The organism is Stenotrophomonas sp. STEN063 (assembly GCF_056854515.1).
In genome coordinates this window covers 22,005-28,907 of the sequence record NZ_JBXFWF010000062.1, presented here as the reverse complement: position 1 = coordinate 28,907, position 6,903 = coordinate 22,005, and the positions used below count along the sequence as shown (strand labels likewise).

The window sequence follows — 6,903 nt, the reverse complement described above, 5'->3', positions numbered from 1 at the left end:
GGACCCCGCCCCCCCCACCCCCCCACACCCTCCGCAGTACGTGGTCGTGGTTGCTTATGTTCGTTATTGCCTGCGCAACTACGGAAGCAAGCGCGCACAAAAAAGGCGGGGATCCCCGCCTTTTTTGTGCCTGCTGGAAACGCCGGTTTACTCGGCGCCCACCGCACTGCCCTTGAGCGGCTCGGTGCCCAGCGGCGAGGACGGATCAACCACCGTCACCGTTTCCACCGAACCATCCGGCCAGACGATCTGGAAGCTGCTGCCCGGCTGCAAGGTGTTGAACGGCATGCCACTCTGCGCACGGTACACCGCAGCAGCCTGGGTAGCACCAGCACGGCGCAGGTCTTCGTCGGATTTGACGGTGGTCAGCTTGATCTTGGACAGCGCCCGGTAGCGGTCTTCATAGGTATCGATCAGCACCACGCCGACCGCGCCCGCCGAATAGGCCACAAACAACACGACCCAGACCCAGAACTTTGCCCCATGCAGGAAGCGCTTGTAATTCATCGCACACCTCGGCGCGCATCGCGCAGGCTGTTGACCATCTCGTTCATTTTTTCCATACCCTGGCGCGGTACCGCTGCGTCGTAAACGAAAGACTGAAAATCCTGCTGGGGATCGCGCGAGCAGATCCCGCCATTGGCGCAATACGCCACCATCAATGCACTGCCTGGTCCGCATGCCAGGCCCAGCTGGCAGGCTGCAACCTGCCAGGCCAATTGGCTGAACTGACTGCCGGCAACCATCCCCCGGTAAGCGTCATCACCCGCCGCAGCGGTGCCCATCGCCCCGGAGATCGCCAGGAAGGCTTCCGGGTCCTGCGAGGACTGCACACGCTCCACCAGCCCGCGGCGGTATTCAGGCGTATCGTTCAAGGGCTCGCCCATCGACAGCAGGGCTGCCTCGGCCGCCAGATTGCCGCCCTTGGCCGAGGCCAGGCGCTGCTGCAGCAGACGCGCGCGGCCCAGCCCATCGGCGGCGGTGAAGCCCGCGCAGCCCTGACGCACCTTGCCGCGTGCGGCCAGCATCGCGGAAATGGCATCCAGATCCATGCGCTGCAATGCGGCACTGTCCAGCGCGTAGCCCGACGGGTCCATTGCGAACACGCCACAGTAGTCATAGATGCGGCTGGCCATCCAGCCAGCCTCGGCATTGCCCGCGTCCGCAGCAGCTTGTAGCTGCCGGGCATAGGCAAACAGATCGCTGCCATTCTCAAAGGCGGCGCGCAGGTCCAGCGGCAAGCCCGCCGCCACGGCGGTGGATTGCTCAGGCACCGCGGTTGCCGCACGCAAGGTCGGCGCGCCCATTTCAGCGCCACTGGCACCACTGACTGCAGCAACTTCCGCCGTGTCCCCATGCAGCAGGTTGCCACTGCGAACGCCCAGCGCAGCCATCAGCACTGCCGCAGGCAGCACCAACAGATACCAGGGTTTTCTGGCCAGCAAGGAGAGCATGGGAAGGCGTCAGCCGGTTACACGGTTGTAGGTCGGGAATTCTATCAATACCCATGGCCGAGCCGGCTGAACCAGCCAGCTGAACGCGCAATTGCTGCCCGCCTCGTCTAGGATGCGTGCCCTGTCCCGCCGTTGCCGTACGCCGCCATGCCCTTCCTCGAACTGACCCTGCGCTGCACCGAAGCCACCCAGCCCCGCTACGAGAACGCCCTCGATGACGTCGGCGCACTGGCGGTGACCATGCTCGATGCCGACGCTGACACCAGCAACGAGCGCGCGATCCTGGAGCCGGGCGTGGGCGAAACCCCGCTGTGGAACGAGCTGACCCTGACCGCGCTGTTCCAGGCCGACACCAACGCGTTGGCGCTGCTGGCCGCACTGGAATCGTTCGATCCGGGCCTGGAATGGACCCAGGCCAGCTTCCGCGCCGTCCAGGACGAAGACTGGGAACGCGCCTGGCTGGACCAGTTCCAGCCGATGCAGTTCGGCCAGCGCACCTGGATCGTGCCGTGGAACCATGAACTGCCGGAAGCCGCGCAGGCGGCCGATGCCGCCATCGTGCGCCTGGACCCGGGCCTGGCCTTCGGCTCGGGCACCCACCCGACCACCGCACTGTGCCTGCGCTGGCTGGACCAGCTCTCCGCCGAGGGCAAGCTGGCCGGCAACACCGTGCTCGATTTCGGTTGCGGCTCGGGCATCCTCGCGCTGGCCGCGCTGAAGCTGGGTGCAGCCGCCGCAGTAGGCGTGGACAACGACCCGCAGGCGCTGATCGCCACCCATGACAATGGCGAGCGCAACGGCGTGCATATCGCCGCCTACCTGCCGGAAGACGAGCCGGTTGCCACCTACCCGATCGTGGTCGCCAACATCCTGGCCTCGGCACTGGACGCACTGGCCGAATTGCTGGCCGCGCGTGTCGCCATGGGTGGGCAGATTGCCCTGTCCGGCATACTCCACGGCCAAGAAGGCGAACTGCTGGAGCGCTATGCCGCTTGGTTCGAGCAGCTTGAAGCCACCCAGGATGGCGACTGGATGCGCATCACCGGCGTGCGCCGTGCTTGAATGGGGCCAGTGCCTCAGCCAGCCCAGCCATGACTGACGAAACCACGCCTGCCCAGCCTTCCCTGGCCACCTTCCTGCAAGGTCCGGCCAAGCCGAGTACGCCGAAGCCAGACGCGCCTGCGGCGACCACGAGCGATGACACCCAGGCGACGCTGGCGCTTGATCTGCCTTTGCCGACGGATCAGGCCGAACGGGTGCAGGTTGACGTCGAGCAGGCTGAAGTCACACGGGCTGAAGTCACACAGGCCGAAGTCGAGCATGTCGAGGCAGAGCGTGCTGACGTTGAACCGGCCGCAGCCGAGCGCACTGCAGAACCGCAGCTGGAAGCGGCGCAACCCGAGCTGGTCCTGCCGCAAGCGGCCGTCATCGGCGGCAACGCTGGCAGCGAGGACACGGAACCGACGGAAGACAGCGCATCGCCTACCGTCCTTGCGCCCAGCTTCGCGCGCGCAAGCCGCGCGCATGCGGCACCGCCGGCCGACACGCCACGTTGGCAATGGGGACTGGTACTGGCACTGGCCCTGCTGCTCGGCCTGCAGATCATTCTTGCCGACCGCGCCACACTCGCTGCCGATGCAGGTACCCGGCCCTTGGTCAGCGGCCTGTGCAGCGTGCTGCGCTGCTCGCTGCCGCCGTGGCATGAGCCCAGCGCGTTCAGCATGCTCAGCCGCGATATCCGCCCGGTGCCCGGGCAGGCCGGTGCGCTGCAGGTGCAGACCAGCTTCCGCAATGATGCGCGCTGGGCACAGGCCTGGCCGGCGCTGCGCCTGTCGCTGTCCGATGCCGATGGCCGGGTGATCGGCCGGCGTACCCTGCAACCGGCCGAATACCTGGGCCCAGGCGCTGATCCGCTGGCGCGATTGGAGCCTGGGCAGAGTGCGCAGGTGTCATTCCGGCTGCGCGAACCGGCCGCTGCCACGGTCGCCTTCAGCTTCGAATTTCAGTAAACGCGGGACAATGGCGTGGCAGGCCGACGGCCCACGCGCTAGACTCCCTCCCCCATGCCGGGCCAACGCGCCCGACCTTGCTGAACCCGGGAACTCTCCTTGAACGCTGCCCCCACCCGTCCTGACACCAGTCGTGGCGCTCCGAAGCCGCCGCTTCGCGAACACGTTGCCCAGTCCGTACGGCGCTACCTGCGCGATCTGGACGGCTGCGACGCCGACGATGTGTACGAGATCGTGCTGCGCGAGATGGAAATCCCGTTGTTCGTGGAAGTGCTGAACCACTGCGAAGGCAACCAGAGCCGCGCCGCGGCGTTGCTGGGCATCCACCGCGCCACCCTGCGCAAAAAGCTGAAGGAATACGGGCTGGCGTAAGCCCCGGGCTGCCTGTAGTGCCGAGCCATGCTCGGCAGAAGCGTTACCGGCAATCCCCGCCGTCGTGCATTGCTGGGAAAGCCCCTTGCCGAGCATGGCTCGGCACTACATGTGCATTGCTGGGAAGCCCCCCGCCGAGCATGGCTCGGCACTACACCCTGCTTCTGTGTGACCGCGCGGCTACAATATGGGCCCGCTTCCGCTTCCCCCTGCCTCCCCATGTCTTCTGATCTGCTGCCCGTACGCCGGGCTCTGCTGTCCGTTTCCGACAAGACCGGCCTGATCGATCTGGCCCGTGCCCTGGCTGCCCGCAACGTCGAGCTGCTGTCCACCGGCGGCACCGCCAAGGCGATCCGCGAGGCCGGCCTGCCGGTCAAGGACGTGTCCGATGTCACCGGCTTCCCGGAAATGATGGACGGCCGGGTCAAGACCCTGCATCCGATGGTGCACGGCGGCCTGCTCGGCCGCGCCGGCACCGATGACGCGGTGATGGCAGAACACGGCATCGCCGCGATCGATCTGCTCGTACTGAACCTGTACCCGTTCGAATCGGTCACCGCCAAGGCCGACTGCACGCTCGCCGACGCGGTGGAGAACATCGACATCGGCGGCCCGGCGATGCTGCGCAGCGCGGCCAAGAACTTCGCCCGCGTCGCCGTGGCGACCAGCCCGGACCAGTACGACGCACTGCTGGCCGAACTGGCCAGCAACGACGGCAAGCTGTCCGCGGCCAAGCGCTTCGAGCTGTCGGTGGCCGCGTTCAACCGCGTCGCCCAGTACGACGCGGCGATCAGCAACTATCTGTCGGCCGTGACCGACACCAGCGCTGCGGTGCCGGTGCGCAATGAGTACCCGGCGCAGATGAATTCCTCCTTCATCAAGGTCATGGACCTGCGCTACGGCGAGAACCCGCACCAGAGCGGCGTGTTCTACCGCGACCTGTATCCGGTGCCGGGCACCCTGGCCACCTTCGTGCAGCTGCAGGGCAAGGAACTGAGCTACAACAACCTGGCCGATGCCGATGCCGCATGGGAATGCGTGCGTCAGTTCGAGGTGCCGGCCTGCGTCATCGTCAAGCACGCCAATCCGTGTGGCGTGGCCGTGGCTGCCGATGTCGGCGCCGCCTACGAGATGGCCTACAACACCGACCCGACCAGCGCCTTCGGCGGCATCCTCGCCTTCAACCGCACGCTGGACGCGGCCACCGCCAAGACCATCCTCGACCGCCAGTTCGTCGAAGTGCTGATCGCACCGGACTACGAACCGGCCGCGCTGGACTACGCCACCAAAAAGGCCAACGTGCGCGTGTTGCGTATCCCGGCCGGTGACGCACGCAACAACTACGACACCAAGCGCATCGGTTCGGGCCTGCTGATCCAGAGCGCCGACAACCGCGGCATGAGCGCTGACGAACTGAAGACCGTCACCCAACGCGCGCCGACCGCGGCTGAAACGCGTGATCTGCTGTTCGCCTGGCGCGTTGCCAAGTACGTCAAGTCCAACGCGATTGTCTACGCCAAGGACGAGCGCACCATCGGTGTTGGCGCTGGCCAGATGAGCCGCGTGTACTCGGCCCGCATCGCCGGCATCAAGGCCGCCGACGCAGGCCTGGTGGTACCGGGCTCGGTGATGGCATCGGATGCGTTCTTCCCGTTCCGTGATGGCCTGGATGCCGCTGCCGAAGCCGGCATCACCGCGGTGATCCAGCCGGGCGGCTCGATGCGTGACAACGAAGTGATCGCCGCTGCCGACGAACATGGCATCGCCATGGTGTTCACCGGCGTGCGCCACTTCCGTCACTGATTCCGTCACAGAGAGCTGGCACATGGCGACCAGGGTTTTCCCGCGTTTGATTTCCCTGCTCGCCGTCGCCCAGCCGGCATGGTGCCAGCAGGGCGCGCCCGCACAGAGCGACGCTGCTGCGGCGAAGCCGAAACCCAGCTACGAGGCTGGGGTGATGGCGGTACTGCAGGAGCGCTATGGCAGTACCGTGCAATTGCAGGGGCAATGGGCGCAGCAACTGAATGACGCCGACCTGGGGCAGGCGCGCCCGGTGCATCGCGACATCTGCGCCGACCAGAGCATCAGCGTGCAGAACGGCAACTACCGCATGCTGACAATCTGCACCAGCTACGACGACGCCAGCCCGATTGAGCTGGGCAGCACCGATTTCATCGTCCTGCACCGCGCCGCCGACGACGGCGTCAGCGTCGCCGCCGAACTGCTCGGCCAGGGCAGCGGCACCGGCGGCAAGCCGGGCAGCGTCACCACCTTGCAGCTGGGTGCGAACGCCTGGGGCTTCCAGGTCGACGACGAACTGGTGGTGGTTGGCGCAGCAATGCGCAATCGCGCCTGGTACGTGTTCGACGGCGACAAGAAGCTGTCCAGCGCCGGCTGGCTGCGCAGCCATCTGGATGATCGCAACGCGATTGACTGCAATGGCTCCGGCAGCTGTTCGCACGGCCGCCTGGACCTGAACTTCGATGCGGCACCCGACAACAGCCAGCCGCAGCTCGCTTACTGGCCGCTGCGCGTGCAGGAGAAAGGTCGGGGCTGTGCCGGCGCGGTGAACAAGAGCCACAGCATCGCCTACGACACCACGCTATCGCGCTACCTGATCCCTTCCACCATGCAGCTGGAGGCTTGCAACTGATGCGTAATGCCCTTCTCGCAGTCACCGCCGGCCTGTGTGCCGTCCTGCTCGCCGGCTGCGGCAACAGCACGCTGAGCGATGCCCAGCACACCGCGCTCGCCACGCTCGGCAAGCAATTGCCGACGCCTTACCGCGATGGACTGGTGACCGCCTCGGCGCATCGCCATGGCAACGACATCGTGTTCGTGGTGAGTTTTCCCGGCGCCAGCGTGGCAATGGCCAAGGCCAAGCCTGACGTGTTCGAAGCACTCCGCCGTGACGAGGATGAAGCCATCACCGAGCTGTGCAGGGAACCGGCACTGCAGCCGGTCTACGCCGCCGGCGGTGGCGTGCGCCGGCGCTTCGTGGATGCCAGTGGCGCGACGTTCTTCGAAGTCACGCTGAAAGCCTCCCATTGCCTTCCCCATTGATGCCC

Annotated in this window: 8 protein-coding genes; 6 read left to right on the top strand and 2 right to left on the bottom strand. The window is 66.4% G+C overall.

Annotation, left to right across the window (positions count from 1 at the left end; translation table 11 throughout):
• Positions 1-147: 147 nt before the first annotated feature.
• Positions 148-507 (bottom strand): hypothetical protein, encoded by a 360-nt coding sequence (locus AC1VWL_RS15370; protein ID WP_303748684.1) that lies wholly within the window; start codon positions 505-507, stop codon positions 148-150.
• Positions 504-1,454: a hypothetical protein gene (locus tag AC1VWL_RS15365; protein ID WP_482987263.1), complete on the bottom strand. Its 951-nt coding sequence runs from the start codon at positions 1,452-1,454 to the stop codon at positions 504-506. Before AC1VWL_RS15365 ends, AC1VWL_RS15370 begins: the two co-directional genes overlap by 4 nt.
• Positions 1,455-1,601: 147 nt before the next feature.
• On the opposite strand from AC1VWL_RS15365, the gene prmA reads away from it, so the two are divergent.
• From prmA to AC1VWL_RS15335, 6 genes are all read left to right on the top strand, one after another.
• Complete coding sequence (gene prmA, locus AC1VWL_RS15360; protein WP_482987262.1) at positions 1,602-2,516, top strand: 50S ribosomal protein L11 methyltransferase; 915 nt, start codon at positions 1,602-1,604, stop codon at positions 2,514-2,516.
• Between the two features lie 29 nt (positions 2,517-2,545).
• On the top strand, positions 2,546-3,463 hold the full coding sequence (locus AC1VWL_RS15355) for a DUF3426 domain-containing protein (protein WP_482987261.1): 918 nt from the start codon (positions 2,546-2,548) through the stop codon (positions 3,461-3,463).
• A gap of 99 nt (positions 3,464-3,562) precedes the next feature.
• Positions 3,563-3,835: a DNA-binding transcriptional regulator Fis gene (gene fis, locus AC1VWL_RS15350; RefSeq protein ID WP_057626401.1), complete on the top strand. Its 273-nt coding sequence runs from the start codon at positions 3,563-3,565 to the stop codon at positions 3,833-3,835.
• 219 nt (positions 3,836-4,054) lie between these two features.
• Complete coding sequence (gene purH, locus AC1VWL_RS15345) at positions 4,055-5,638, top strand: bifunctional phosphoribosylaminoimidazolecarboxamide formyltransferase/IMP cyclohydrolase (protein WP_481614463.1); 1,584 nt, start codon at positions 4,055-4,057, stop codon at positions 5,636-5,638.
• A 22-nt stretch (positions 5,639-5,660) separates the two neighbouring features.
• Entirely contained in the window at positions 5,661-6,488 is an 828-nt protein-coding gene (locus AC1VWL_RS15340) for a hypothetical protein (RefSeq protein WP_482987260.1), read from the top strand.
• Positions 6,488-6,898, top strand: a complete 411-nt coding sequence (locus AC1VWL_RS15335; RefSeq protein ID WP_482987259.1) for a hypothetical protein — start codon at positions 6,488-6,490, stop codon at positions 6,896-6,898. Before AC1VWL_RS15340 ends, AC1VWL_RS15335 begins: the two co-directional genes overlap by 1 nt.
• Positions 6,899-6,903 lie beyond the last annotated feature (5 nt).

Excerpts from the sequence above, each read along its gene's own strand:
- AC1VWL_RS15370 (WP_303748684.1), bottom strand. The coding sequence starts at position 507 with ATGAATTACAAGCGCTTCCTGCATGGGGCAAAGTTCTGGGTCTGGGTC.
- AC1VWL_RS15365 (WP_482987263.1), bottom strand. The coding sequence starts at position 1,454 with ATGCTCTCCTTGCTGGCCAGAAAACCCTGGTATCTGTTGGTGCTGCCT.
- prmA (WP_482987262.1), top strand. The coding sequence starts at position 1,602 with ATGCCCTTCCTCGAACTGACCCTGCGCTGCACCGAAGCCACCCAGCCC.
- AC1VWL_RS15355 (WP_482987261.1), top strand. The coding sequence starts at position 2,546 with ATGACTGACGAAACCACGCCTGCCCAGCCTTCCCTGGCCACCTTCCTG.
- purH (WP_481614463.1), top strand. The coding sequence starts at position 4,055 with ATGTCTTCTGATCTGCTGCCCGTACGCCGGGCTCTGCTGTCCGTTTCC.
- AC1VWL_RS15340 (WP_482987260.1), top strand. The coding sequence starts at position 5,661 with ATGGCGACCAGGGTTTTCCCGCGTTTGATTTCCCTGCTCGCCGTCGCC.
- AC1VWL_RS15335 (WP_482987259.1), top strand. The coding sequence starts at position 6,488 with ATGCGTAATGCCCTTCTCGCAGTCACCGCCGGCCTGTGTGCCGTCCTG.